The organism is Streptomyces sp. NPDC026394 (assembly GCF_055567735.1).
In genome coordinates, this window is sequence record NZ_JBVHPX010000002.1 from 736,606 (window position 1) to 761,319 (window position 24,714).

The following is a 24,714-nucleotide window of genomic DNA, read 5'->3' on the forward strand; positions in this document are numbered from 1 at the left end:
CCCGCGCGGCGTGGCGTGCCGCCGCACGCGAGAGCGGGCGGGGGGCGGGAGCCGGCCCGTGCCGCCGCGCGCGAGAGCGGGCGGGGGGGCGGGAGCCGGCCGGAGCGGCGCACTGGTGCCCGGGTGCGCCGCGTGCGGCCGTACGGTGGCGGTGCAGGCGCGGAACGGGGGCGCGCGGCATGCGACGTGCCGCTCCCGGCGGGCGGCTGAACCCCGTAGGGGCGCGTCGCCAGGCGCACTTGCGCGACGCGGGACAATGGAACGCGGCACACGATCCAGGAGGTACGTACATGTCCGAGCCGCAACCGGCTTCCGACCCGCGCGGAGCCGCCTCCGCGCCCCGGCGCCTGAAACCGGCTCCGCTGCTCTTCGAGCCTCCGGAGGCCACGTCCGACCCCGAGCACTTCTTCGACCTGGAGTCCATCGAGGACCCCAAGGAGCTGCTCGCCCGCTCCACCGAGCTGACCCTCGCCTTCCGCGCGGCGGCGGACCGGGCCACCGAGTTCCAGGCGATGGCGGCGGCCCACCTCGCCGATCCCCGGCGCTTCGACCGGCTGCCGCTCTCCGTGATCGCGGAGCGCGCGGACTGGACCGAGGACTACGCGGCGAAGATGGTGGAGTTCGGCCGCGGCCTGCTGCGCGGCGGTGGCGGCAGCCGCCTGGACGCCACCACCGACTGAACGGTTCAGCGGCTCCGGCGCCCGCTTCCCGCCCGCTTCGGCCTCTCCTCGGCCCTCGGCCCGTGATCCCACTCGTTGATCATGGGTCGCTGGCATATGCGAGCGCGGGAACATACCCCACACCGCCCCGTCCTGTCCCGATTTCGGCCATTCCGCAGAAACGGAACACCGCATACCGGTAAACCGGGCCCATGAGCGACTGGCCCTCCGAACACCCTCGCCGCCCTGCCCCCGCGGCGTTCCACACCGCGGCGTACGTCACCCTCGCCGGCGCCGACTGGCTCGCCTCCGCCGCCCCGTGCCCCGAGAACGTGCACGCCCGGTGGGCTTCCTGTCCGGAGGCGCCGAGCACGCTGCCGTGCGGCACGGTCTTCGACGTGATCAACGCGCCCGCGCTCTTCGGCCGCGACCTGGTGGACCGCTTATGGACCGCGGGGCCCGGGTCCGGCCCCGTCGCCACCCATCGCGGCCGCATCCTGCTCTTCGCCGAGCCCGGCACGGCCCGGCGGCTGCCCGCCCTGCTCGACTGGGAGGAGTGGTCCGGCTCCGTACCGCCGCTGCTCTGCCACGGACCGGGCGACGCGGTGACCGTCCCGCCCCTCTTCCCCCAGCGGCCACCCCAGCCGGACCCGCCGCACACCCCCCACACGTCCCCTACGTCTCACACGTCCCCCACGCCCCACACCACTCACATCCCCCACACCGATCCGACACCCCCGTCCGGCCACAGTGCCCAGGACCTCACCGCCTCCCGCTGGCTGGTGGCCCCGGACGTACGCCACCCCTGGCTCCCCGGACCGGGCGCCCTCCTCTGGGCCTGCATACGAGCCGCCCGGCGCGCCACCGCCACCGTCGCCACCGCCGCCCCCACAGCACCCGACGACGCCCCCGCCGACCTCTCCACCACCCGAACGGCGCCAAGCCTCACCCCACCGCTGTGACCAGCGCCACCACCGCCCCGGAGCCCCGGAACACGGGCCCGCCCGGAGCGTCCCGCCCCGCACACCCCGGTGCGGGGCGGGCCTCGCTGAATCGATTTTTGCGCCACCCGTTCAGGATGCTAATGTTTTCCACGTCAGCAGGCGCCGCTAGCTCAGTTGGTTAGAGCAGCTGACTCTTAATCAGCGGGTCCGGGGTTCGAGTCCCTGGCGGCGCACCGACAGAAGAAGGCCCCCACCTCGGTGGGGGCCTTCTTCGTACGCCGTGGAACCGCCGGGCCGCCGCCCGGACACCCGCCCTCAGCCGCTCCGCTCCACCTTGACCGTCCAGTCCCCCGAGGACGACCGCCCGTACACCTGTACCCGCACCCCGTCCTTGGGGTCGTCCAGGCTTTCGCCTTCGCCGAGCGGCGCATCGGCAAGCCGGGGGAATACGGAAGTCCCCCAACACGCCTCGGTACCGGGGTGTCCGTCCAGTACCTCCATCGGGCCACTGCCGGACGCGGTCTCGCTGTGCACGCGGTAGACCAGCACGCCCTCGGTGCAGACCTCGTGATCGTTTCCCACCGCGCCGCGCGCCTCGACGGCCAGCGCGCTGCGCGGACCGGTGCGGACGACCAGCAGCCGCGTCCGCCGTGCGTCGCCCGGCCCCATGGGTGCGGACAGCGGCCGCAGGGTGTGCACGGAGGAGCGCCGGTCCCGGCCGAGGGAGACGCACGTCACCTGGCGGCCGCCGAGCCAGCCGACCTTCCACTTGTGCCAGCCGAAGGGATCGGGGGCGAGGCCGAACTGGCTGCCCATGAGGTCCCAGTCGCCCACGTACGTGTCCCAGTCGCCCTTGCCCTCCCGGGGCCGGTGGTAGAGGTCCGGCAGGTCGAAGACGTGGCCGGTCTCGTGGGCGAGGACGTTGCGGTCCGGCGGGCTCTGCTCGAAGAGGGTGACGAACCGGCTGAGGTCGGCGTCGTCGGCGCGCAGCGGCAGGTCGAGGTTGACGACCTTGGTGGCGTCGGAGTCGACGCCGGCCGCGTCCGGGTCGGCGACGAGGTAGACGACGTCGTAGCGGCTGAAGTCCACCGAGCCGTCGGCGGCGGCGACCGCGTCGCGGAGGTAGGCGGCGCGGTCGCCGGCTTCCCAGTCCCGGCGTATGCCGTACGCGCTGGAGGTCCGCGGCATCCGTACCCAGCGGCGCTGGACGTCGGGGCGCAGGGTGAAACGGCCGTAGGACGCGCGCTCGAAGAAGCGGGTGGTGGCCGGGAAGTAGTCGGCGGCCAGTTCGCGGGGGTCGACTACCGGCTCGGAGTCGGGGAAGGACAGGAAGACCATGACGGCGTCAAGGGTGCGGACCGGGCGCGGGTAGGCGCGGTTCCAGGTGTCCAGCCCCTCGGAGTGGTGGGCGTCGGTACGGGCCAGGGCGCAGGGCGGCGTTCCCTCGGACGCGGTGGCGGGGCCCGCGATGACGGAGGTGGCTATGACGGCACTGAGGGAGGTGGCCACGGCGGCCACCCGGCGCAGCACGCGACGGCCCACCTCCGGAGGTTGCTGGGCGCGTGGCACATCGACCTCCCGGTACGGATTCGGAGCACCCTCACCACTTTGTGGGGAATTGCCGGATTCCGTCCTGTTCCGGGGCCCCAGACGAGTGACCGGCCCAACTCCCCACCCCGTAACGGAAAGTCACTATCGATCGTTGACCGGATACGCACGAACACAGCCGGACGGAAATGGCCAAACTTCCGCCACGGGTGCCGATGATCACGGTTACGTCGCTGGATAGGCCCTTGCGGCAGCCTCTATGATCGCCACACTTTCCAGCGCGGATTCCCCCCTCCATCACGAGACAAGCGCCATGCGGGAGCGAGCAGTGAGCGGATACCCCGGCGGCACGGGCCGCGCGCCCGGAACGACGCTCTCCGCGGTGACGGAGCGTAAAGAACCGACCAATGAATCCGACGGAGGCCCGGACGGCGCCTCCGGCCCGGCACCCACCGACGGCCCCACCGCGGCCGCCGGCCCCATCCGGTCCACCACGGCCGACGGACACCCCCGGCCAGGCCCGTCCGGCCCACCCGGCGAGCCGCGGCCCGGCGCCCGCGGCGAACCCGACGCCGGCGACGGCTCGGCGGCCTCGCTGCGCGACTACCGCGCCGCCTTCCGGGCCGCCCGCACCCCGCTGGCCGTACTGAACCGCGACGGCCTGGTGCTCGCCGCCAACCCCGCCTTCGGCGAACTGGTCGGCGCGGCACCGGACGACCTGGTCGCGGCCACCGCCGCCGATCTGACCGAACTGGGCACCGACCCGCGCATCTGGGCCGCGTACCAGGAGGTCCTGCGCGGCCACAGCGACCGGCTGCGGTGCACCCGACGCCTGAAACATCCCGACGGGCAGTTCCTGTGGGCCGAGGTGACGGTCGAGCCGCTGCCGGACGAGGACTGCGTCCTGCTGTCCGTGGCGGACATCAGCGACCGGCACGACCTGCTGGCACGGCTGCGCCACCTCCAGATGCACGACCCGGTGACCCGGCTGCCCAACCGCGCGCTGTTCTTCGAGCGGCTCGCGGGCGCGCTGGAGTCGGCCGCCTTCGAGCAGCACGGTACGGGCCGGGTCGGCCTGTGCTACCTCGACCTGGACGGCTTCAAGGCCGTCAACGACACCCTCGGGCACCGCGTCGGCGACCGGCTGCTGAGCGCCGTGGCCCAGCGCCTGACGCACTGCGCCGAGAGCCTGGCCGAGCGCGGCGCGGTACGCGGCGGCAGCGGCCACCTGGTGGCGCGGCTGGGCGGCGACGAGTTCGCCCTCCTGGTGGAGGACTCGGCCGGTACCGAACAACTCGCCGAACTGGCACAGCGCGTCCTGGACGCGCTCCAGCGACCGTTCGACCTCGCCGGTCAGCGGCTGTCGGTCTCGGCGAGCATCGGCGTCGTGGAGCGCGCGGCGACCGGCACCACGGCGACCGGCCTGATGCAGGCCGCGGACACCACGCTGTACTGGGCGAAGGAGGACGGCAAGGCCCGCTGGACGCTCTTCGACCCCGAGCGCAACGCGCACCGGATGACCCGCCAGGCGCTGTCCAGCACGCTGCGGCCCGCGGTGGACCGCGGCGAGTTCACCCTGGAGTACCAACCGCTGGTCGGGCTCGGCGACGGGCGGGCGCAGGGCGTCGAGGCGCTGGTGCGCTGGCGGCATCCGCAGTTCGGCACACTGTCGCCGAATCGGTTCATCGGATTGGCGGAGGAGAACGGCGCCATCGTCGAGCTGGGCCGCTGGGTGCTGGCCCGCGCCTGCCACCAGGCCCGCGCCTGGCAGCTAGCGCGTCCCGGAGCCGAGCCGCTGTTCGTCAGCGTGAACGTCGCCGTACGGCAGGTGTGGGACTCCGACCTGGTGGCGGACGTGGCGGGCATCCTCGCCGAGACCGGGCTGCCGCCCGCCCTGCTCCAGCTGGAGCTGACCGAGTCGGCCGTGATGGGCTCGGCCGGGCGCCCGCTCCAGGCGCTCCAGGCGCTGAGCGAGATGGGCGTACGGATCGCCATCGACGACTTCGGCACCGGCTACTCGAACCTGGCCTACCTCAGCCGGCTGCCGGTGTCCGTGCTGAAGCTGGACGGCTCCTTCGTGCGGGGCTTCCGCTCGCAGGAGCACCCGAACCCGGCGGACGAGACGATCGTGGAGGCGCTGGTGGCGCTCGCGCACCGGCTGGGCCTGACGGTCACCGCGGAGTGTGTGGAGAGCGCCGAGCAAGCGGAACGGCTGCGCCGTATCGGCTGTGACACCGGGCAGGGGTGGCTGTACTCCCGCCCGGTGCCCCCGGACCGGGTCTGCGACCTGATCGGCGCGGGGCGGCAGACCGGCGCGTAGTGGCCACGGAGGGAGCGGGCGGAGCAGCGCGCTCCCTCCACCCGCTGCGCGCTCCCTCCGCCCGCTCCGATGCATCCGCCCGTTCCCGGAGCGGTACCGAAGTCGCGCCGTTGTCCGCGCGACGGTCACACCGTCGGGCTTACGGCCGTCACACCGTCGGCAGCCCGTACGCGTCCGCGATCAGCTCGTACGAACGCAGCCGCACGTCGCCGCCGTGCGCGTTGGCAGTGATCATGAGCTCGTCCGCGCCGGTGCGCTTGGCGAGGTCGTCCAGACCGGTGCGGACCGCGTCCGGCGTGCCGTAGATGATGTTGGACAGCCAGTTGTCGACGAAGTCGCGCTCCATGCCGCTGAACGCGTACGCCGCCGCCTCCTCGGGGCTGGGCACCAGCCCGGGGCGCCCGGTGCGCAGCCGGATCATGGACAGTGCGCCGGTGAGGACCTGACGGTGCGCCTCCTTCTCGTCCTCGGCGGCCAACGCGGCGACGCCGATCAGCGCGTACGGCTCGGAGAGGACCGCGGAGGGGCGGAAGGACTCGCGGTACAGGTCCAGGGCGGGGAGGGTGTTCGCCGCCGAGAAGTGGTGGGCGAAGGCGAACGGCAGGCCCAGGCGGCCCGCCAACTGGGCGCTGAAGCCGGAGGAGCCGAGCAGCCACAGCGGCGGCCGGTGCGCGGACTGGACGCCGCCCGGGGACGTCGCCTGGACCGGGCCCGGCACCGCGTGGATGCGGCTGTAGGGGTGCCCGTCGGGGAAGTCGTCGTCCAGGAAGCGGGTCAGCTCGGCGAGCTGCTGCGGAAACTCGTCGGCCCCCTCGTGCAGCCGCTCGGTGCGGCGCAGGGCGGCAGCGGTGGCGCCGTCGGTGCCGGGCGCGCGGCCGAGGCCGAGGTCGACGCGGCCGGGGGCCATCGCCTCCAGCGTGCCGAACTGTTCGGCGATCACCAGCGGCGCGTGGTTGGGCAGCATGACGCCGCCGGAGCCGAGCCGGATGCGGTCGGTGTGTGCGGCGAGGTGCGCCAGCAGGACCGCGGGCGACGAGGACGCCACACCGGGCATCGAGTGGTGCTCGGCGACCCAGTAGCGGTGGAAGCCGCGGCGCTCGGCCGTGCGGGCGATGCCGACGGCGGTCCGTACGGCCTCGGAGGCGGTGTGCCCCGCGCCCACGGTCACCAGGTCCAGTACGGACAGGGGGACGGGCGCGGTGCCGCGGGCCGCGCCCCGGATGCCGTCGCCGGGCCGGGAATCCCCGTTCCGCGCGTCACCGTTCCGGGCGTCGCCGTCGCGGGCGTCGTCGGCCGGGGTGCCGGCACCGGTCCCGGCCCCGTCGCCGGATCGCTTTCCGTCGTGGTCCCGGATGTCGTCGTGGTCGCCGCTCACGGTGCGGGCCCTCCTCGCGTCGCTGGTCTGCCCGGGGGACAACCGGAGCACTTCTCCGGTTATTCCCGAACGCGCGCAGCGGGCCCCCGAGGCCGGCCCCCGGCTACCCCGCCGGCGCCCCCGCGAACAGCGTGCCCAGCGCCGGGCAGACGACCGTCCGGTCCAGCAGCCGCAGCCCCTCCCAGGCGGTGACCTGGTTGGCGGTGAGCACCGGCTTGCCCAGCTCCGCCTCGATGGCGGGCAGGTGGTCCGCGGTGTGCAGAGCCGTGTCGGGGAGCAGTACCACCTGGGCGTCGGGGTGGTCCCCCGTACGGGCGAGGAGGAGGACCTCCTCCAGGCCCCAGGTGCCGACCTCGGCGGCGGTGATGATCCCGCTGCCGCGGGTCGAGACGACTTCCGTACCCGCGGACTTCAGGAAGGCGCGGAAGCACTCGGCGACGTCGTCGGGGTAGGTCGCCGCGATGGCCACGCGCTCCGCGCCCAGGGCCCGTACGGCGTGCGCGAAGGCGAAGGACGTACTGGAAGCCGGCAGCCCGGCGGTGGCCGACAGCTCGCGCACCTGCTCCTGGGCGCCCTCCCAGCCGAAGACGAAGCTGGCGCTGGTGCAGGCCCAGACGACGGCCTCGGCGCCGCGGCTCTTGAGTTCGGCGACGCCGGCGGCGAGCCGGGCGGCGGAGCCCATCTCCAGCAGCGCGTCGACGCGGTGGGCGTCCTCGCCGATGTCGGTGTGGACGAGCGGCAGACTCAGTCCGTTGCCGAGGAGCGCTTCGAGCCGGGGGTAGTCGTCCTCGGCGGAGTGGCCGGGGTAGAGGAAGCCGACCGTGGATGCCATGCACGTCTCCTGACGGGGTGGGGGGATGCGTACGGGGGTGTGTGCCGCGGTGCGCGCGCCGCCCCGGGCGTACGTGCGCGGGGCGCGCGGGTGGACGCGGGGTGGGGGCGGCGGCCGGGCGGGCGCCGCCCGTACCCGTCAGACCGGCGCCGGCGGGCCGGGCTCCTCCGGGGGATGAAAGGGCGGTACGTCCGGTCCGTCGGCCGGTTCCGCCTCGGAGGACGGGACCGCCGACCCGGCGAACGCCGCTTCGGACAGACCGCCGCACCTCGGTATCCCGGCCCCTTCCTCGGGGGCCCAGGAGGCGGTCATGGAGGCCGGTCCGCGTCTGGCGACGGGGTCCACCAGCGCCTGGTACGGGCCGACGGCCTCGGCTCCGATGGCCCGCAGGGAGGCCCACATGGTGACCTGGTTGGCGGACAGGACCGGCATCCGGAGTTCGGCCTCCAGCTGCGGGATGACGTCGTACGTCGGCAGGTTCGTACAGCTGATGAACAGCGCGTCCGCGGCGCCGACGACGGCCTGGCGGGCCATGTCGACGACGTCCCGGTACGGCACTCTCCAGATGTGCCGGGTCAGGCCCAGGTAGGCGCGGCCGGTGACGGTGACGCCGGCTTCCTTCAGGTACTCCTCCAGGGAGTCGGTGACGGACTTGGTGTAGGGGGTGACGACCGCGATCCGCCACGCGTTGATCTCGCGCAGCGCTTCGAGGAGCGCGCCGGAGGTGGTGAGCGCCGGAAGCCGCTCCCCCGCCCGGGTCATGGCGGCGCACATGGCGCGCTCGCCCGCCACGCCGCCGACGAAGCTGCCCGAGGTGCAGGCGTACGAGACGACCTGCGGGGAGACGGCGCACAGCGCCTGGACGGCGGCGTGCAGGGTTTCGTGTTCACTGACCAGGCGGGCCAGGTCGAGGCTCACCTCGACGGGCACGAAAGGGGTCCGGGTGAGGTGGAGGGACACATCGTCGGGGATCCAGCGCCACAGCTCGCGGTCCAGGGCGAAGTCGAACGGAGCGACGACACCCACACCGAGCTGAGGCTTCGGTCCCCCCAGAAATGAGACGTCCATGATGCCCCCAGAAGAGCGAAGGGCTGGTAAGGGCAAGGCCTTTGGCCAGGGGTTCGTGGTGCGACCGGCACGAGCCGGGGACGTCGGGACAGAGCCGTTGTTGACACGGTAGTTACGACTTCTTAGCGTGGTCAATCCTCGCATCTCAGGCATCTGTCGGCGCCTCCTTTCATTCAAGGGGGCTCACGTTTCAGAACGGTTTCTGGCCTATGTCCGAAAGCACCGTCCTTGTCCTCGGCTCCGACCCGCCTCCCAAACTGGACCGGCTGGCCGGCCGGGCCCGGCTGGTCTACGCCGACGACAAGACCTTCGCCGACCGACTGCCGCACGCCGACGTGGTGTTGGCGTGGGACTTCACCTCCGACGCGGTCCGCGAGGCCTGGCCCGGCGACGGACCGCGCCCCGTATGGGTGCACACCGCGAGCGCGGGCGTGGACCGGCTGATGTGCCCGGAGCTCGCCGCGGACACGACCCTGGTGACCAACGCGCGCGGCGTCTTCGAGCAGCCGATCGCCGAGTACGTGGCGGGTCTGGTGATCGCCATGGCAAAGGACTTCTACGGCAGTTGGGAGCTCCAGCGGCAGCGGCGCTGGCGGCACCGGGAGACACTGCGGGTGGCGGGCAGCCGCGCCGTGGTGGTGGGCTCGGGGCCGATCGGCCGGGCCATCGGCCGGACCCTGCTGGCACTGGGTGTCAGGGTGGATCTGGTCGGGCGGCGGGAGCGTACGGACGATCCCGAGTTCGGCCGGGTGCACGCGGGCGGCGCGCTGCACGGTCTGCTGGGCACGGCCGACTGGGTGGTGTGCGCGGCGCCGCTGACCGAGGAGACCCGCGGCATGTTCGACCGGGCCGCGTTCGGCCGGATGCGGCAGCGGGCCCGCTTCGTCAACGTGGCGCGCGGAGCGCTCGTCGTCGAGGACGACCTGGTGGCGGCGTTGCGGGAGTGGCGGATCGCCGCGGCGGCCCTGGACGTCTTCGAGCACGAGCCGCTGACCTCGGACAGCGTCCTGTGGGACGTGCCGCACCTGATCGTCTCCCCGCACATGAGCGGCGACACGCTGGGCTGGCGGGACGCGCTGGCCGAGCAGTTCGCGGACAACTTCGACCGGTGGGCGGCGGGCGAGCCGCTCACCAATGTGGTGGACAAGCGGCTGGGCTACGTACCGGGCTCCTGATCTTCCGGGACCGTGGGAGCGGAGTGTGCGCGCAGGGTTCGTGAAGGGAGGTCGGGATGGCTGAGGTGACGGATCTGGCCGACTGCTCGGCGGTGCGGCTGGTCGCCGGGTACGCGGCGGGCGAGTTCTCGCCGGTCGAAGCGGTGCAGGCGGTACTCGAACGGGCAGGGTGGGCGCAGGAGCGGGTGAACGCCTTCACCCGGATCGACGCGGACGAGGCGCTGGCCGCGGCGAAGGAGTCCGAGGAGCGGTGGCGGTCCGGGCGGCCCGCCGGGCTGGTGGACGGGGTACCCGCCACGGTCAAGGACCTGCTGCTGACCCGTGGGGCGCCGACGCTGCGCGGCTCGCACACGGTGTGCGAGGAGGGCGCGCGCTGGGACGCGGACGCGCCGTCGGTGGCGCGGCTGCGCGAGCACGGCGCGGTGTTCGTGGGCAAGACGACCACGCCCGAGTTCGGGTGGAAGGGCGTCACGGACAGCCCGCGGCACGGGGTGACAGGCAATCCGTACGACCCGTCCCGTACGGCGGGCGGCTCCAGCGGCGGCAGCGCGGCGGCCGTGGCGCTCGGCGCGGGGCCGCTGAGTCTGGGCACGGACGGCGGCGGGTCGGTGCGCATCCCCGGGGCGTTCTGCGGGATCTTCGCGCTGAAGCCGACGTACGGGCGGGTGCCGCTGTATCCGGCGAGTCCGTTCGGGACGCTGGCGCACGTCGGGCCGATGACCCGGGACGCGGCCGACGCCGCCCTGCTGATGGACGTGATCACCGGGGCCGACTGGCGGGACTGGTCGCAGCTCGCACCGCCCGCCGGGTCGTTCCGGGAGGAGCTGGAGCGACCGGTCGCCGGGCTGCGGGTGGCGTACAGCCCGTCGCTGGGCTGGGACGTGCCGGTACGCCCGGAGGTCGCCGCCGCGGTGCGGCGCGCGGTGGACCGGCTCGCCGGGCTGGGGGCGCACGTCGAGGAGGCCGACCCGGACATCGCCGACCCGGTGGAGGAGTTCCACACCCTGTGGTTCAGCGGCGCGGCCCGGGTGGTGCAGCACCTGAGCCACGCGCAGCGGGAGCTGCTCGACCCCGGTCTGCGGGAGATCTGCGCGGAGGGCGCGCGGCGCAGCGCGCTGGACTACCTGGCGGCGGTGGACGTACGGATGGCGATGGGCGTGGCGATGGGCCGCTTCCACAGCACGTACGACCTGCTGGTGACGCCGACCGAGCCGATCACCGCCTTCGAGGCGGGCGCCGAGGTGCCGGCCGGGTCCGGGCACACGCGCTGGACGGGCTGGACCCCGTTCACGTACCCCTTCAACATGACGCAGCAGCCCGCCGCGACCGTGCCGTGCGGCGTGGACGGGGACGGGCTGCCGATCGGGGTGCAGCTCGTGGGTGCGCGGCACGCGGACGCGCTGGTGCTGCGCGCCGCGCACGCCCTCTGCACATCGGGGGCCGCGCGCCTGCCCGCGCCGCCTACGCCCGGCGGAAGCTGAGGGTCTCCCCCAGCGCGCCGGCGCGCCACAGGTCCTGGCAGGCGTCGGCCATCCGGTCCAGGCCGTCCACCACCGAGCCCCACACGATGCCCGGCACCCAGCCCGCGTCACCGTTGATCAGCAGGTTGTTGCGCTCGTAGAACAGCGCGAGGTCGACGACGGTGGCGCGGCCCTGGTGCTTGGCCTGGCTCTCGTAGCCGTACGAGGCGGTGCCCAACTGGGTGTCGCTGAAGGTGAAGTAGCACAGGTCACCGGGGATGGGCGTGATGGTCGGGTTCTCCAGAGGGGGCTCCTCCGGGGCGAACGGCGGGACGAGGGCGTAGATCTCGTTGCGGGCGTACTTGGCGTGGTAGACGTCGCCGCCGAGCGGCAGGGCGTCCCAGACGGCCTTGCAGGTGACCGGCGCGCGGTCGTCGAGCAGCTTGGCGGTGCAGCTCACGCCCCGCTTGTCGAGGGAGACTTCGATGAAACGGTCGACCATTTTGCCTCCTAACGGTGCTTTGCGCCTCCATGGTGGACCAGCGGGCAGCCCGATGCACACGGGACCACCGGACGCGGCACCCTCGGCTCTCCCCGCGGCGCGCGGCCGCTGACGACCGTCGCCAATCAGCCAACCGCACAACGGAATTGCCGCCCCCGAACGGGTGTCGTATGCACGCATGACCGACATGCGCCACGACCCCGCACCGCTTGCATCAAGGGCCGGAAACGATAGGCATATTTTCAACGGGCTCGGGTAGCCGCGCGCCCATGGCTCCACCACAGGGGAACAGCTCAGGAAACACCGCATCAGGGTTACGCCGCCGCTCACTGCTCGCAGGAGCGGCGGCGCTGGGTTTGACGGGGGCGCTGGGGGCGACGGCCGGCTGCTCACAGGTCGACATCACCGGAGCTACGGACGGGGGACACCTACTCGACGATCTTCGCAGCAGGAAAGTCGTACGGATGGGCATCGCCAGCGAGCCGCCGTACGCGTCGATCAACAGCCAGGGCGAACTGACCGGCGAGGCACCCGCCGTGGCCAAGACCATCTTCCAGCGGCTGGGAGTGGAGCGCTTCGAGCCGGTGCCGGTGGAGTTCCAGGCACTCGTGCCCGGACTGCACTCCTTCCAGTACGACGTGATCGTGGCCGGCATGTTCATCAACAAGGCCCGCTGCCAGGCCGTGCTCTTCTCCGACCCGGACTACGAGTCGAAGGACGGCTTCCTCGTGCCGAAGGGCAACCCGAAGAAGATCACCTCGTACGAGGACGTGGCCGAGGGCGGCTTCCGGATGGGCACCGGCATCGGCTACGCGGAGATCGACTACGCGGTCGGCAACGGCGTCGCCAAGGGGAAGATCCAGACGTACGGCGACCAGATCGCCGGCCTGGAGGCCCTGGAGGCCGAGCGCATCGACTGCTTCGCCGGCACCGCGCTGACCATGATGGAGGCGCTGAAGACCGGCAAACACCCCACGGTGGAGATGACCCGCCCCTTCACCCCGGTGGTGGACGGCAGACCCCAGCGGGACGGCGGCGGCTACGGCTTCCGGATCGGCGAGACGACGCTGCGCGACGCCTTCAACGGCGAGCTGCACAAGATGAAGAAGAGCGGCGAACTCCTGCGCATCGCCCGGCCCTTCGGGTTCACCGAGGAGTTCATGACCGACCTCACGGCGAAGGAGCTCTGTGCCCGGTGACCGGAGCCTTGTGGGAACTGTTCTTCGAAGGGGTGTGGATCACCGTCCAGCTCATGGTCTACAGCGCCGTGCTGGCCGCCGCCGTCGCCTTCGGCATCGGCCTGGCCCGTACGTCCCGGCTGTGGATCGTGCGCTTCCTGTCCGGTGTCTACGTGGAGTTCTTCCGCGGCACCTCGGCGCTGGTCCTGATGTTCTGGCTGTTCTTCGCGCTGCCGCTGCTGGGCTGGCAACTGGCCGGCCTCTGGGCGGGCACCCTGGCGCTCGGCCTGTCCTACGGGGCGTACGGCTCCGAGGTCGTGCGCGGCTCCGTCCAGGCGGTGGCCCCCGCCCAGCGTGAGGCGGCGATCGCGCTGAGCTTCACGCCGTGGCAGCGGCTGCGCAAGGTCATCCTGCCGCAGGCCGTGCCGGAGATGATGCCGCCGTTCAACAACCTTCTGATCGAGCTGCTCAAGGGCACCGCGCTGGCCTCGCTGCTGTCGATCGGGGAGCTGACCTTCCAGGCCAAGCTGGCCCGGCTCTCCACGGGCCAGAGCGCCCAGGTCTACGGGATCATCCTGGTCCTCTACTTCGTGATCGCGTTCGTGGTGACCCGGATCATGCGCCTTCTGGAGCGCCGGGCCAAGGCGTCGATCGGCCGCGCGCCGGAGAAGTCCGGCTGGTTCTCGCGGCGGCTGCCGATCGGCGGGCCGGGCCCGCAGGTGCCCACCGCCCCCGGAGGTAAGCCGTGAACAACTGGTCCTGGGAGTACGTCGGCGACATCCTGCCCGACCTGCTCCACGGCTTGTGGATCACCGTGCAGGCGACGCTGCTCGGCTCGCTGGTGGCGTTCGTGCTCGGCCTGGTGTGGGCCCTGGCGCTGCGCTCCCCCAGCCGCTGGGTGACCTGGCCGGTCAGCATCGTCGTGGAGTTCGTGCGCAACACTCCGCTGCTGGTGCAGTTGTTCTTCCTCTTCTTCGTACTGCCGGGCTGGGGCCTGACCTTCGACCCGCTGACCACCGGCGTCATCGGCCTGGGGCTGCACTACTCGACGTACACCGCCGAGGTCTACCGGGCGGGCATCGACGGCGTCCCGGAGGGCCAGTGGGAGGCGGCGACGGCGCTGAGCCTGCCCCGCCGGCGCACCTGGACCGCGGTGATCCTGCCGCAGGCGTTCCGCCGGGTGGTCCCGGCGCTCGGCAACTATGTGATCGCGATGTTCAAGGACACGCCGATGCTGGCGGCCATCACGGTCGCGGACCTGCTCTTCCAGGCGAACAGCATCAGCGCGACCACCTTCGACTACATGGAGCCGATCACGGTCGTCGGCGTCCTGTTCGTCGTGATCTCGTACCCCACCTCTCTTCTCCTGCGAGTCCTGGAGCGTCGCCTTGTCCGCTGACAGCACCCCCACACAGCCGGGACAGCCGGCGCAGCCCGAGCCGCCCACGGTCGGCACCGCGGAGGACGGCCCCGAGCTGGTCCGCTTCGACCGGGTCACCAAGCGCTTCGGCGCGCACACCGTCCTGGACTCGCTGGACATGACGGTCTACTCCGGCAAGCACGTGACGCTGATCGGCCCCTCCGGGTCCGGCAAGACCACGATCCTGCGGCTGCTGATGACGCTGCTGAAGCCGGAGGAAGGGAAGATCAAGGTCGGTGACGCGTACCTCACCCACGAGGAGAAGAACGGCAAGCTCGTACCGGCGGGCGAGAAGCACTGCCGGGAGGTGCGCAAGAACATCGGGATGGTCTTCCAGCAGTTCAACCTCTTCCCCAACATGAAGGTGCTGCGCAACATCACCGAGGCGCCGGTGCACGTGCTGGGCCTGGGCAAGGACGCCGCCGAGGAGCGGGCCCGCGGGCTGCTGGACCTGGTGGGCCTGACGCAGCACATCGACAAGTACCCGTCGCAGCTCTCCGGCGGCCAGCAGCAGCGGGTGGCCATCGCGCGCGCCCTGGCCATGCGGCCGCAGGTGCTGCTGCTGGACGAGGTGACCAGCGCGCTCGACCCGGAGCTGGTGGCCGGCGTGCTGGACGTCCTGCGCGACATCGCGCACACCACCGACATCACCATGCTCTGTGTGACCCACGAGATGAACTTCGCGCGGGACATCTCCGACTGCGTGATGATGTTCGACCAGGGACGGGTGATCGAGTTCGGGACGCCGGAGAAGATCTTCAGCGAGCCGGAGAACGACCGCACCCGGGAGTTCCTGAGCGCGGTCCTCTGACCGGCGCGGTCCGTTCCACGCGGCGCCCGGGAGCGGCTGCGGCCGCGTTCCGGGTGCCCGTCGGGCGGCGCACCCGGGCTCCGTCACGGCCCGGGATGACCTGGGCATATGCCGGTGGACCACGCCCCTGTACAGGTGCGTGGCCATCCCCCCTTTTCGGTCAAGACCCCCTCCGGCGGGCGGCTTCGGCCGCTATCGTGGTATGTGCCCCGCTGCCCGGGAACGGCCGGTAATGTTCGTCGGTCGTGACCGCCGGCGACGGCAGCGACGCAAACGGTCACAACCTGCTAGGGGGACACCGTGGCGCTGAAGCCCGAGCCGACCGCGCCCTTCCACTCGGTGCAGTACGCCCTGCGCGTACTCGAAACCGTCGCCCGGCACGCCTGCGGTGTGTCGGACGTCCAGATCGCCCGCGAGACCGGTCTGCCGACCGGGCACCTCGCCCACATGCTGGCGATGCTGCGCCGTGAGGGCTATGTCGCGCAGGTCGCCGACGGCGCGTACGTCGTCGGCGAGTCCCTGGTCCTGCTCGGCTCGGGCGGCGGCCGCGAGGAAGCGCTGCGCGACAAGCTCCAGCGCACCCTCGTCGAGCTGCGCGACTCGGTGGGCGCGGCGGTCTACATCAGCCGCTACATCGACGGCGAGGTCAAGATCCTGCACTACGCCGACGGACCGCGGGCCCCCAAGGTCAACGAGTGGGCGGAATTCCGCCGGACGGCACATGCCAGCGCGGTCGGCAAATGCCTGCTGGCCCAGTTGGACCACGACGGCCGGATGGACCACCTCTCCCGGCACAAGACCGCCCGCCTCACCTCGCGGACGATCACCAACGAGAAGGTGCTCTTCCACAAGCTCGACAGCCAGCCGCCGACCGTCCCGATGCTGGACCTCCAGGAGTACGCGGTGGGCACGGTCTGCGCGGCCGTACCGATCACGGCGGGCTCCACAGTCGGCTGTCTGGCCCTGTCGCTCCCGCTGGAGCACGCCCACCGGCTGCGGCAGGCCGCCGACGCGCTGAACCGGCGGGCGGCTCCGGTGCTGCTGTCGCTGACGCTCTGATTGCGGGGCGCCCGGCCCCGGGTTCCGAGCCGCCGGGAGGGCGCCGGACGGGGCGGGCGGCGCCGTGGTCAGGAGCACCCCCGCGGACCAGGTAGTATTTCTTTTGTCAGCGCGCGCCGCTAGCTCAGTTGGTTAGAGCAGCTGACTCTTAATCAGCGGGTCCGGGGTTCGAGTCCCTGGCGGCGCACCTGGGAGTGGGCCTCTCGGAGCACAGCTTCGAGAGGCCCACTCGTGTTTTTCCGTACGTTCTTCCGCTCAGTACTCGATGTCCGAGCAGGCATAGAACGCGTTACCGGTGTCGGCGATCGTCCAGACCCCGACGATCAGATGCCTGCCGGTCTTCCCGCCGGGCAGCGTGCCCGGGTGCGAGTACGTGGTCGGCGGCTGCTGACCGTTGTAGGGGACGGTCAGGAACGGGGCCGGTTCCAGGTCCGCCCGGGTCAGCGGACGGCTGGGGTTCCAGCCGTTCCTGGTGATGTAGTAGCGGAAGTCCGTGGTGCGGTGCGGGGCGGTGAAGCGCCAGCGGAAGGTGTACGAGCCCGCGCTCACCTTGGTCGCGGGCCACTGGTCGGCGCGCGGGTCGTCCAGTTCCTTGAAGCGGCTGTTGCCGCCGGAGCAGATCCTGCCGTCGGCGGGTCCGCCGTTCGGGAAGCCCTTGGGCCCTTCGACACTCTGCGGCTCCCACTGGATGGCGCCGCAGTTCTTCACCGTGCCGTTGGCGCACAGTTTCTGTCTGCTGACGGGGGCGTCGGTGTAGCCGTGGCTGCCGGCGCCGCTGGTCGACAGGACCGTCGCGCCGATGACGCCCAGTCCCACGACGGCCGCGCTGATCCGTTTGCGCATGCTTCGCTCCCGGAATGAGGGGGGTTTCCTGCGAGCCGAGTGCACTGCGGTCCAGACCAACCAGCAGAATATTCCCGCCGGTCGGTGCTGCCTAGGGGAGGCGGGCCGACGGATGCGAACGGGCTCGCGGGAGGGAGCGGGGCGCGCGGGCGGAGAGGGCCTCCCCGGAGGAAGGACAGGGAGGCCCGCGCAGGCTCCGGCGCCGGTTACGACAGGTTGACGTCGGAGCAGGCGTAGAACGCGTTGCCGGTGTCGGCGATGTTCCAGACACCCAGGATGATGTGGTGGCCGGACTTCTGGGTGGGCACCGTGCCCTGGTGCTGCACGGTGGCGGCCGGCTGCCGCCCGCCCATCGGCACCGTCACGAACGGCTCGGGTTCGAGGTCGGCCCGGGTGAGCGGCTTGCTCGGGTCGTAGCCGTCCTTGGTGATGTAGTACCGGAAGTCGGTGGTGGCGTGCCGGGCCGTCAGGCGCCACTGGAAGGTGTAGCCCTGGCCGCCCTTGAGGTGGGTGGCGGGCCACTTGCCGCCGCGCGGGTCGTCCAGCTCCTTGAACCCGCTGTTGCCGCCGGAACATATCTTGCCGTCGGCGGGACCGGCGGCCGGGAAGCCCTTGGGGCCCTCGACACTCTGCGGCTCGTACTGGATCGCGCCGCAGTTCTTGACGGTGCCCTTGGCGCAGAGCGCCTGGCGGCTGGGGGGTGCGTCGCTGTAGCCGTGGCTGGAAGCGCTGCCCGTGGCGAACAGGGACACTCCGGCGATGCCGAGACCGACCACGGCAGCGCTGAGCTTCTTACGCATGTGGTGCTCCTGAAGAACGAGGGGGGTGTTCCATGAGCTGCTGACGTGCGCGTCGTGCGGTCTAGACCAAAAGGAAGGGTAGTGACGCTGCATGGACATGTCCAGACCAATAACAAGCGGACGGCCGGTTGCCGCTTCCCTACGGCCGTCCCAACAGCTCCCGCGGAATCACGCCACGGCGTTCAGCCGGCCGGCGTCCGGAAACCCTCCCGGGTGCGCGGCGCAGTGCACCAGACCCGCGTACGTACGCCGCAGCGCGATCAGTGCTTCCTGCGCCTCGCGGTAGACCGCGGCGTCCGGGCCCCCGCGGTGCGCGAGGGTGCGGACGGGCGCGCAGTGCCGGTCCAGAACGGTCAGCCAGGCGCGCTGGGCGACCGGCAGATGGCGGCGCAGCAGATGCCGGCCGCTCTCCCCCGACCGGCGCCCGCCCGCGCCGAGCACCGCGTCGGCCGCCAGGAACACCGGCGGCTCCAGTGCCCCCTGCTCCGCGAGCGCGCCCAGCACCGCGCCCTGCCGTGCGGAAGCCGGGGCCGCCCGCAGCTCCGCCGCCTCGCTCCGGAGCTGAGCGCGCAGCGCGTGCTGGATGCGGATCAGGCGGCGCAGCGCCGTACCGGTGGACGCGTCTCCGGGGGCGCACCCGGCGAGCGTCCCGGCCAGCCGCAGCAGCCAGATGCCGTGCGCTTCCAGCCGGGTGGTGGCCAGCATCAGCCGGTCCAGCCGGCCGAGCGGCTCCCCTTCCGGCGACCAGCGCACGACGGGGACCAGCGCCTCCGTACGGGCGAGCTGGTCGATGGGCAGACGGCGGCGCGGCTTGCGTTCGGGCGCCCAGTTCAGGAGGGCCAGCGTGGGGAGCGCCACGAACTGCTGGTGGTCGACGCGGTGCGCGACGGCCGACCACAGGGCGAGGAAGGCGGCGTCGGCGGTGCGCGGGGAGGCGGGGGCGGCCGGGTCCAGGGCGCTCCAGCCGCAGGCCGCCGCGATCACCGCCACCCGCAGGGACGCGGCGTCGGCGTTGCGCGGTGACAGCCGCGAGACGCGCTGCCGCAGCGCCGTCAGTTCGCCGTTGCGCCCCGCCCGGGCGACCAGGTCACGGGCGGTCTCCGCGTCCGGCGCGGTGGCGGCCGCGCCGGCCAGCTCGCTCAGCCGCTCCCAGGTGCCGGTCATGGTCCGTACGGGCGGCCGCTCCGGCAGGAACCCGTGCGCTCCCGGGTCGGACGTCCCGCCAAGAGCCCCGCCGGGCGTCCCCTCGGGGGGAGCGGAGTCAGGTATGGCGGAGCCCGGTGCGGCCGGGCCGGGTATCGCGGGGTCCGGGCCCGCGGACGGTCCGTCGGGCGGGGCCGGAAGGGTGGTGGGCGCTGTCGACGCCATGACGGTCGGCCTTTCTGCAGGAGCGGGCCCGCGCGGCAGCGGGCGGCGGACGGCTGACCGCGCGGTCAGCCGACCCGCCCGTACAAGGTGGGACGGTAGGCGGCGAAGGACGAGATCCGGACCGACCGGCCGGACCGCGGCGCCTCCAGGTACTGGCCGCCGCCGAGGTAGATCGCCACGTGATGGACGCCCGACGAGGAGCCGTCGGTCGACCAGAAGACCAGGTCACCGCGGCGTAGCTGGGACCGTGTGATCGGTTCGGCGGCGCGGTACTGCGCGTCGGCGACCCGGGGCAGCGAGATGCCCGCACGCTGGTACGCCTGCTGGACCAGGCCGGAGCAGTCGAACGCGGACGGGCCGTTGCCGCCCCACGCGTAGGGCTTGCCGATCTGCGCCATCGCCCACCGGATCGCGGTCTCGGTGCCGTACCGGGTGGGGGTGCCCTTGCCGGTACCGCTGCCCGGGGAACCGGAGTCCGCGCCGGCATCGCTGCCGTCGGGCACGTCGTCGCCCGGTCCGCCCGGCCTGCCCGTACGGGCCTCGTAGCGGTCCCGGTGGCTGGTCCACCACCAGCTGCCGCCCTGCTGGTACCAGTACACCCGGTCGACGGCGTCCCAGCCGGACCGGCCCCGGAAGGTGGGGGCGGGGTTGTGGCCGCGCGCCCCCGTACGGGTCGTGGAGGGCGCGGCGGACGCGGCCGGCGCCGTGGCGGACCTGCTGCCCGCGTGCCGGGCGTACTTCGCGTAGTGGCTGGTCCACCGCCACCAGCCGGTGGCGTCCCGGTACCAGTACTTCGTACCGTCCCAGCCCGCGTGGCGGGGCGCCGGTTCGGCGCCCGCCGTACCCGCCGCCGCGCCGACGAGCGTCACCGCGCCCACCGCCGCCGCGACCACGCCCCGCACCGTGCACCGCGCCCGGCTCCCGCCGTGGCGCGCCGCGGACTCGACCGCGGCCCCGCTGCAGAAGGCGCATCCGCAGTCGGCCCCGACGACCTCGAAGAACACCGGTGTCCGCATCCCACTGCCTGCCTCTCCGCTGTGTCAGCTCTGTCAGCTCTTGCCGGCGGCGCTGCCGCGCGCCGTGTAGAAAGCCACGGTCAGGTCCTTGACCAGGGCTTTTCGTTCGTAGTCGTCCAGCTCCACCAGCCCTCTGCTGGTCAGCCGGTGGACGGTGTCGTCGACCGCGTCCACGACCGAGGTCAGCACGCTGTCGCGGTGCTTGGCGTCGATCGCCGCGATCTGCCGTCGCTGCATGGCCGCCGCCACCTCGGGCGCGTACTCGATCCGGGTGGGCTGGACGGAGAAGACCTCGATGCCGACCGGGCGGCAGTCCGCGGCGAGCACCTGGGTGAGGGCCTCGCCGACCGCCTGGGCGTCGCGCAGCGTCGGCGCCTCGTCGTGGAACGCGTCCGCCGGGAGCTGCGACAGCACCCGCGCCATGCCCGACTCCACCTGTTCCCGCAGGTAGGCGGTGTGATCGCGGACGGTGAGCAGGGCCCGTGCGGTGTCCCTGACCCGCCAGACGACGAGCACCACGACCCGCAGTTGGATGCCTTCCGCGTCGACCGCCGGCATCGCCTCGCTGCGCCAGTGCCGCAGCCGTACGTCGACGCGGCGGCGCAGCACCAGCGGGTTGATCCACACCAGGCCGGTGCGGCGCACGCTGCCGCGGTAGCGCCCGAAGAGGGTGAGCACCCAGGCGCTGCCGACCCGCCCGCGGGCCAGCCCGCCGAAGGCGTACACCGCCACCACCGCGCCGAGGCCGGCCAGGGCCCACTCCCACAGGTGGGGAGCGGGCCGGACGGCGATCTCCAGGCCCAGGGCCCGGACCACCGACGCGGGCAGCATGCCCCGCCGCCACAGGAACGCCACGGAACAGGCGATCGCCAGCAGACCGGCGAACAGGGCCAGCCAGCCGGAGAGGGAGAAGCCGCGCCGCTCGGCCAGGCCGGAGTCCTCTTCGGGGACGGGGCGCCCGGTGCTCCCGCGGAGTTCGCGGAACCACGAGGGCCCGCCGCCCGTGGCCGTACCGGCGTCCGCGTCCCGGCCTCCGGGAGCGGCGGACGCGTCCTCCGTACGGGACCGGCTGCCCGCGGCGGCCACCCCGAGTGCGCCGTCGAGCGCGGCGCGCTCCGCGGTGTCCAGCAGGCCGGTCGCGGCGGCGATGCCGGCCACGGCGGCGTCGGCGGGGGTGACGCGGGCGGGTTCCCGGCCCGTCGGCGGGGCCGCCACCCGTGGCTGCTCGGTGGTGTCCGCCTCGGCGGGCCCGGTGCCGGTGTCCGGTTCGGCGCGGAAGAGCATGTCCATGGGGATGCTGTCGCCGTGCCCGGCGGTCCGCAGGCGAGCGGACCAGGGGGGTGGTGCGGGTGCGTCCGTGCTTCCGGTCGCCGGAGCACCCCCGGCTGACGTACCCTCAGCTTCACTGCTCTCCCCCGTCCCTGACTTCGCGTCAGTACGGCCGGCCGCCGTCGCGAGCGCAGCCTTCTCCCCCGCCCCGCCCGCCCCGCCACGCTCCGCCCCCGGTTCCCCCGCCGCGTCGTTCCCGCTGTCCGCTGTCTCGGTCTTCGTCGCCATCGTGCGCTCCGTCATCGGAAGAGTCGCCGCCATGTCTCGGGGCCGGGGTAGCCGTCGGCGTCCCGGCCGGTCCAGCCCTGGGCCCGCTGGAACGCCTCGACGTTGCGGCGGTCCGCCTCCGTCCACCGGGGCCCGGGGCCGGAGCTGTAGTACTTGCCGAAACCCTTGCTCACCAGCCGTTTTCCAAGGCTGGTGACATATCCGTTCGACTGGCCGGGCCGGAACCAGCCCCGGCCGGGGAAGGCCGTGGCGCCACCGCCACCGGAGCTGCCGATGTCCCGGCCCACCCCGTTGACCAGGTACGACCAGGTCGCCGGGCCCGGGATGCCGTCCGCCTCGGCGCCGGTCCAGCCCTGGGCGCGCTGGAACGCCTCGGTGGCCCCGCGGTCCGCCTCGCTCCAGCGCGGGCCCGGCCCGGACCGGTAGAACCGGCCGCCGCCGCGCTCCACCAGCATCCGGCCCAGCCGGGTGACGTACGCGTTGTCCGCGCCCGGCCCGAACATCCCCGCGCCGGGAAACGCCGAGGTGCCGCTGCCCGGGTCACCGCCCGGATCGCCGCCTTCGGCGAGGCCGCGGTAGCGATAGGCGACGTACCCCGCCGAATTGCTCCAATAGGCGTACGGCGTGGACCGTTTCACCGTGTGGGGCCGGGTCTGCTCGTACGCGATGTAGCGCGTACGGGAGGAATCGGCCCAGCCGCCGAAAATGGTGGCGTGCGACCCGGCGCCCGGATTTCCCGGGTTGTGGAAGAGCAGCATGTCGCCGGGCCGCAGTTCGCTCTTCGTTATACGGATGCCGTACTGGGCCAGGCTTCCGGTCCACTGGTTGCGGCCGAGGTTCCAGGCCATCGAGATGAATCCGGAGCAGTCCTGGCGGTATCCGTCGGACCAGAAGCGGCTCATGTCGTACGGGACCTGGGCGCTGACCCAGCGCTGGGCCCGCGCGATGATCTGGTCCCGGGTGAGGGGCCGGGGCGAGGAGGCGGCCACGGCCCGCCCGCGGCCGCTGCCCGTTCCCCCGTACAGCCCGCCGACCTGCCCTTGCGGGGTCGCGCCCGAGGTCAGGGAGAGGGCCGGGGTGTCCGGCCGGGCGGCCCGGAGGTGGCCGGGGCCGTGGGCCACGGCGGGGGTGAGCAGGGCCCGCTCGCGGCCGGCCGGCGCGCCCGTACCGGCCCCGGCGCCGAGCGCGGCGGCCGCCCCGGATCCGGCAACGCCGCTGCTCAGGACCGTTCCGGCGGTCGCCACGAGGACCAGCGCGCGGCGGGTGCCGTGCGCGGCGGGGTGCCCGCCGTCCCGGACCGCGAGCGCGTGCTGGAGCGCGCGCCGCTCCTGGGCGCAGCCGCCGCACGGGCAGCCGCCCGCGGGGTCGTATTCCACGAATCCCGGCTCTGCCATTCCCGGTCCCCTCCAGGCTCGTTCTGTTCCCGTTCGCCTTCGCACGTGCCCCAGCTTCTCAACTGGTAGGAGATATCGCATGTTGACGGGGCAACTGATGATCATCCATTACGAAAGCATACTCACAGACCAAATCGGTCATCCGGCTCGACGAAGGTCCCGAGATCACGGGACTTTCGCCCTGCCGGACCGCGGAATCCGGCCCGGCACCAACACTCCCCGGACGGACGCAAGAACAGGTGACACAGGTCACACATTCGGCGGGCCCGGGCGGCCGGGCGGGTGGTCAGGAGCACCCCTGGAGTTCGTGTAAAGTTTTCCATGTCAGCGCGCGCCGCTAGCTCAGTTGGTTAGAGCAGCTGACTCTTAATCAGCGGGTCCGGGGTTCGAGTCCCTGGCGGCGCACGTCACACCGAGGCCCCTCGCAGTTGCGAGGGGCCTCGGTGCTTTTCCGGGCGGCCGCCCCGGCCACTGCCCCGATCCCCGCCTTTCCCCGCGCCGGGCCGGTGCATCGCTGGTCAAAACGGTGATCGGGGTGCACAGTCGCACAATGGCGCGCGACAACCAGGAGCGGATCAAGAAGCTCATCATCGACCGGCGGCTGGCCCCCGGGGCGCCGCTGCCCACCGAGACGGACCTGATGGAGCTGCTCGGGGTCAGCCGGAACTCCGTCCGCGAGGCACTCAAGGCGTTGCAGGCGATGGGCATCGTGGAGATCCGGCACGGCTTCGGCACGTACGTCGGACCGATGTCGATGGCCCCGATGACCGAGGGCCTGGCCTTCCGGACGGTGGCCGGACACTACCGGGGCGAGGACAGCCTGCTCCAGCTGCTGGAGCTGCGCGAGGCGGTGGAGACCGGGCTGATCGCACGACTGGCGGGCCAGGTGCCGGGGGCGGCGCTCGCGGAGCTGGACGAGCTGGTGGAGCGGATGGCGGCGGAGGCCGCGGAGGGGGCGGTGCGGGCCGACACCGACCGGGCCTTCCACGCCGCGCTCTACCGGGGGCTGGACAACCGGCTGCTGAGCGAGGTGCTGGACGCGTTCTGGGAGGCGTTCCACCGCGTACGGACGGACCTGGCCGGGCTGGGGGCCGACCCGCGGGTCACCCACCGGCAGCACGCGGAGATCCTCGCGGCGGTACGCGACGGTGACGCGCAGCGGGCCGAGCAGGCCGTACGCAGCCATTTCGACAACATCCGTCTGCGGCTGCGCAGTTCGGGTCAGAAGTAATGCCCCCTCCGACCTGACCCGTCCAGCAATGCACTCGCATGTCCGGTAAACCCCTCGTTTCGCCCTTGCGATCAAGATATGAGCTTCGAGACCCTGACGGGATACTGGAGCCCAACTGAGCCTGTGCACGCTCATGTTGGGGGACACACCGGTT

Annotated in this window: 22 protein-coding genes and 3 tRNA genes; 14 read left to right on the forward strand and 11 right to left on the reverse strand. The window is 72.6% G+C overall.

Annotation, left to right across the window (positions count from 1 at the left end; all coding sequences use genetic code 11):
- Positions 1–290: 290 nt before the first annotated feature.
- The 3 genes from ACZ4QV_RS07395 (at position 291) to ACZ4QV_RS07405 (ending at position 1,836) form a co-directional block, all read left to right on the forward strand.
- Positions 291–680 (forward strand): hypothetical protein, encoded by a 390-nt coding sequence (locus tag ACZ4QV_RS07395; protein WP_361144637.1) that lies wholly within the window; start codon positions 291–293, stop codon positions 678–680.
- A gap of 191 nt (positions 681–871) precedes the next feature.
- On the forward strand, positions 872–1,621 hold the full coding sequence (locus tag ACZ4QV_RS07400; protein WP_467762662.1) for a hypothetical protein: 750 nt from the start codon (positions 872–874) through the stop codon (positions 1,619–1,621).
- 141 nt (positions 1,622–1,762) lie between these two features.
- Positions 1,763–1,836: transfer RNA gene (locus tag ACZ4QV_RS07405), tRNA-Lys, on the forward strand.
- Between the two features lie 82 nt (positions 1,837–1,918).
- On the opposite strand, the gene ACZ4QV_RS07410 is transcribed toward ACZ4QV_RS07405, so the two are convergent.
- Positions 1,919–3,145 (reverse strand): M6 family metalloprotease domain-containing protein, encoded by a 1,227-nt coding sequence (locus tag ACZ4QV_RS07410; protein WP_361585421.1) that lies wholly within the window; start codon positions 3,143–3,145, stop codon positions 1,919–1,921.
- Positions 3,146–3,410: 265 nt separating this feature from the next.
- Here ACZ4QV_RS07410 and ACZ4QV_RS07415 point away from each other — a divergent pair, with 265 nt between their 5' ends.
- Positions 3,411–5,471: a putative bifunctional diguanylate cyclase/phosphodiesterase gene (locus tag ACZ4QV_RS07415; protein ID WP_467762663.1), complete on the forward strand. Its 2,061-nt coding sequence runs from the start codon at positions 3,411–3,413 to the stop codon at positions 5,469–5,471.
- Positions 5,472–5,619: 148 nt separating this feature from the next.
- On the opposite strand, the gene ACZ4QV_RS07420 is transcribed toward ACZ4QV_RS07415, so the two are convergent.
- The 3 genes from ACZ4QV_RS07420 to ACZ4QV_RS07430 all read right to left on the reverse strand — a co-directional run bounded on the left by ACZ4QV_RS07420 (position 5,620) and on the right by ACZ4QV_RS07430 (position 8,746).
- A complete protein-coding gene (locus ACZ4QV_RS07420; RefSeq protein WP_467762664.1) occupies positions 5,620–6,846 on the reverse strand; it encodes an LLM class flavin-dependent oxidoreductase in 1,227 nt (408 codons plus the stop codon).
- Between the two features lie 103 nt (positions 6,847–6,949).
- Positions 6,950–7,678, reverse strand: coding sequence for a maleate cis-trans isomerase family protein (locus ACZ4QV_RS07425; RefSeq protein ID WP_467762665.1), 729 nt, complete (start codon positions 7,676–7,678; stop codon positions 6,950–6,952).
- A gap of 138 nt (positions 7,679–7,816) precedes the next feature.
- Positions 7,817–8,746, reverse strand: coding sequence for a maleate cis-trans isomerase family protein (locus tag ACZ4QV_RS07430; protein ID WP_361144651.1), 930 nt, complete (start codon positions 8,744–8,746; stop codon positions 7,817–7,819).
- Positions 8,747–8,955: 209 nt separating this feature from the next.
- Between ACZ4QV_RS07430 and ACZ4QV_RS07435 the strand changes: the two genes are divergently transcribed.
- Both ACZ4QV_RS07435 and ACZ4QV_RS07440 read left to right on the forward strand, forming a co-directional pair.
- Complete coding sequence (locus ACZ4QV_RS07435) at positions 8,956–9,921, forward strand: D-2-hydroxyacid dehydrogenase (RefSeq protein ID WP_361144654.1); 966 nt, start codon at positions 8,956–8,958, stop codon at positions 9,919–9,921.
- 56 nt (positions 9,922–9,977) lie between these two features.
- Positions 9,978–11,402 (forward strand): amidase, encoded by a 1,425-nt coding sequence (locus ACZ4QV_RS07440; protein WP_361144657.1) that lies wholly within the window; start codon positions 9,978–9,980, stop codon positions 11,400–11,402.
- On the opposite strand, the gene ACZ4QV_RS07445 is transcribed toward ACZ4QV_RS07440, so the two are convergent.
- Complete coding sequence (locus ACZ4QV_RS07445; RefSeq protein ID WP_361144660.1) at positions 11,383–11,883, reverse strand: DUF3830 family protein; 501 nt, start codon at positions 11,881–11,883, stop codon at positions 11,383–11,385. The two genes, ACZ4QV_RS07440 and ACZ4QV_RS07445, sit on opposite strands and share 20 nt — an antisense overlap.
- Positions 11,884–12,152: 269 nt before the next feature.
- Here ACZ4QV_RS07445 and ehuB point away from each other — a divergent pair, with 269 nt between their 5' ends.
- From ehuB to ACZ4QV_RS07475, 6 genes are all read left to right on the forward strand, one after another.
- On the forward strand, positions 12,153–13,082 hold the full coding sequence (ehuB, locus tag ACZ4QV_RS07450) for an ectoine/hydroxyectoine ABC transporter substrate-binding protein EhuB (protein WP_361144663.1): 930 nt from the start codon (positions 12,153–12,155) through the stop codon (positions 13,080–13,082).
- On the forward strand, positions 13,079–13,810 hold the full coding sequence (gene ehuC / locus ACZ4QV_RS07455) for an ectoine/hydroxyectoine ABC transporter permease subunit EhuC (protein WP_361144666.1): 732 nt from the start codon (positions 13,079–13,081) through the stop codon (positions 13,808–13,810). The genes ehuB and ehuC overlap by 4 nt, the downstream gene beginning before the upstream one ends.
- Positions 13,807–14,460, forward strand: a complete 654-nt coding sequence (gene ehuD / locus ACZ4QV_RS07460; RefSeq protein WP_361144669.1) for an ectoine/hydroxyectoine ABC transporter permease subunit EhuD — start codon at positions 13,807–13,809, stop codon at positions 14,458–14,460. The genes ehuC and ehuD overlap by 4 nt, the downstream gene beginning before the upstream one ends.
- Positions 14,450–15,292 carry an ectoine/hydroxyectoine ABC transporter ATP-binding protein EhuA gene (gene ehuA / locus ACZ4QV_RS07465; protein ID WP_467762666.1) on the forward strand — a complete coding sequence of 281 codons (843 nt, stop codon included), beginning with the start codon at positions 14,450–14,452 and terminating at the stop codon, positions 15,290–15,292. The genes ehuD and ehuA overlap by 11 nt, the downstream gene beginning before the upstream one ends.
- A 300-nt stretch (positions 15,293–15,592) precedes the next feature.
- A complete protein-coding gene (locus ACZ4QV_RS07470; protein WP_031011220.1) occupies positions 15,593–16,351 on the forward strand; it encodes an IclR family transcriptional regulator in 759 nt (252 codons plus the stop codon).
- A 113-nt stretch (positions 16,352–16,464) separates the two neighbouring features.
- Positions 16,465–16,538, forward strand: a tRNA-Lys gene (locus tag ACZ4QV_RS07475).
- Positions 16,539–16,606: 68 nt separating this feature from the next.
- On the opposite strand, the gene ACZ4QV_RS07480 is transcribed toward ACZ4QV_RS07475, so the two are convergent.
- The 6 genes from ACZ4QV_RS07480 to ACZ4QV_RS07505 form a co-directional block, all read right to left on the reverse strand.
- A complete protein-coding gene (locus ACZ4QV_RS07480) occupies positions 16,607–17,194 on the reverse strand; it encodes a lytic polysaccharide monooxygenase auxiliary activity family 9 protein (RefSeq protein ID WP_361585435.1) in 588 nt (195 codons plus the stop codon).
- Positions 17,195–17,400: 206 nt separating this feature from the next.
- Positions 17,401–17,994, reverse strand: coding sequence for a lytic polysaccharide monooxygenase auxiliary activity family 9 protein (locus tag ACZ4QV_RS07485; protein WP_361144676.1), 594 nt, complete (start codon positions 17,992–17,994; stop codon positions 17,401–17,403).
- 168 nt (positions 17,995–18,162) lie between these two features.
- Entirely contained in the window at positions 18,163–19,362 is a 1,200-nt protein-coding gene (locus ACZ4QV_RS07490; RefSeq protein WP_467762667.1) for a hypothetical protein, read from the reverse strand.
- 65 nt (positions 19,363–19,427) lie between these two features.
- A complete protein-coding gene (locus tag ACZ4QV_RS07495) occupies positions 19,428–20,378 on the reverse strand; it encodes a C40 family peptidase (RefSeq protein ID WP_361614784.1) in 951 nt (316 codons plus the stop codon).
- Positions 20,379–20,411: 33 nt separating this feature from the next.
- Positions 20,412–21,668: an SPFH domain-containing protein gene (locus ACZ4QV_RS07500; protein WP_467762668.1), complete on the reverse strand. Its 1,257-nt coding sequence runs from the start codon at positions 21,666–21,668 to the stop codon at positions 20,412–20,414.
- 278 nt (positions 21,669–21,946) lie between these two features.
- Entirely contained in the window at positions 21,947–23,329 is a 1,383-nt protein-coding gene (locus ACZ4QV_RS07505; protein ID WP_467762669.1) for a peptidoglycan-binding protein, read from the reverse strand.
- Between the two features lie 331 nt (positions 23,330–23,660).
- Between ACZ4QV_RS07505 and ACZ4QV_RS07510 the strand changes: the two genes are divergently transcribed.
- Together ACZ4QV_RS07510 and ACZ4QV_RS07515 are read left to right on the forward strand one after the other, a co-directional pair.
- Positions 23,661–23,734, forward strand: a tRNA-Lys gene (locus ACZ4QV_RS07510).
- Between the two features lie 145 nt (positions 23,735–23,879).
- Complete coding sequence (locus ACZ4QV_RS07515) at positions 23,880–24,560, forward strand: FadR/GntR family transcriptional regulator (protein ID WP_361144686.1); 681 nt, start codon at positions 23,880–23,882, stop codon at positions 24,558–24,560.
- The last annotated feature ends 154 nt before the right edge of the window (positions 24,561–24,714 follow it).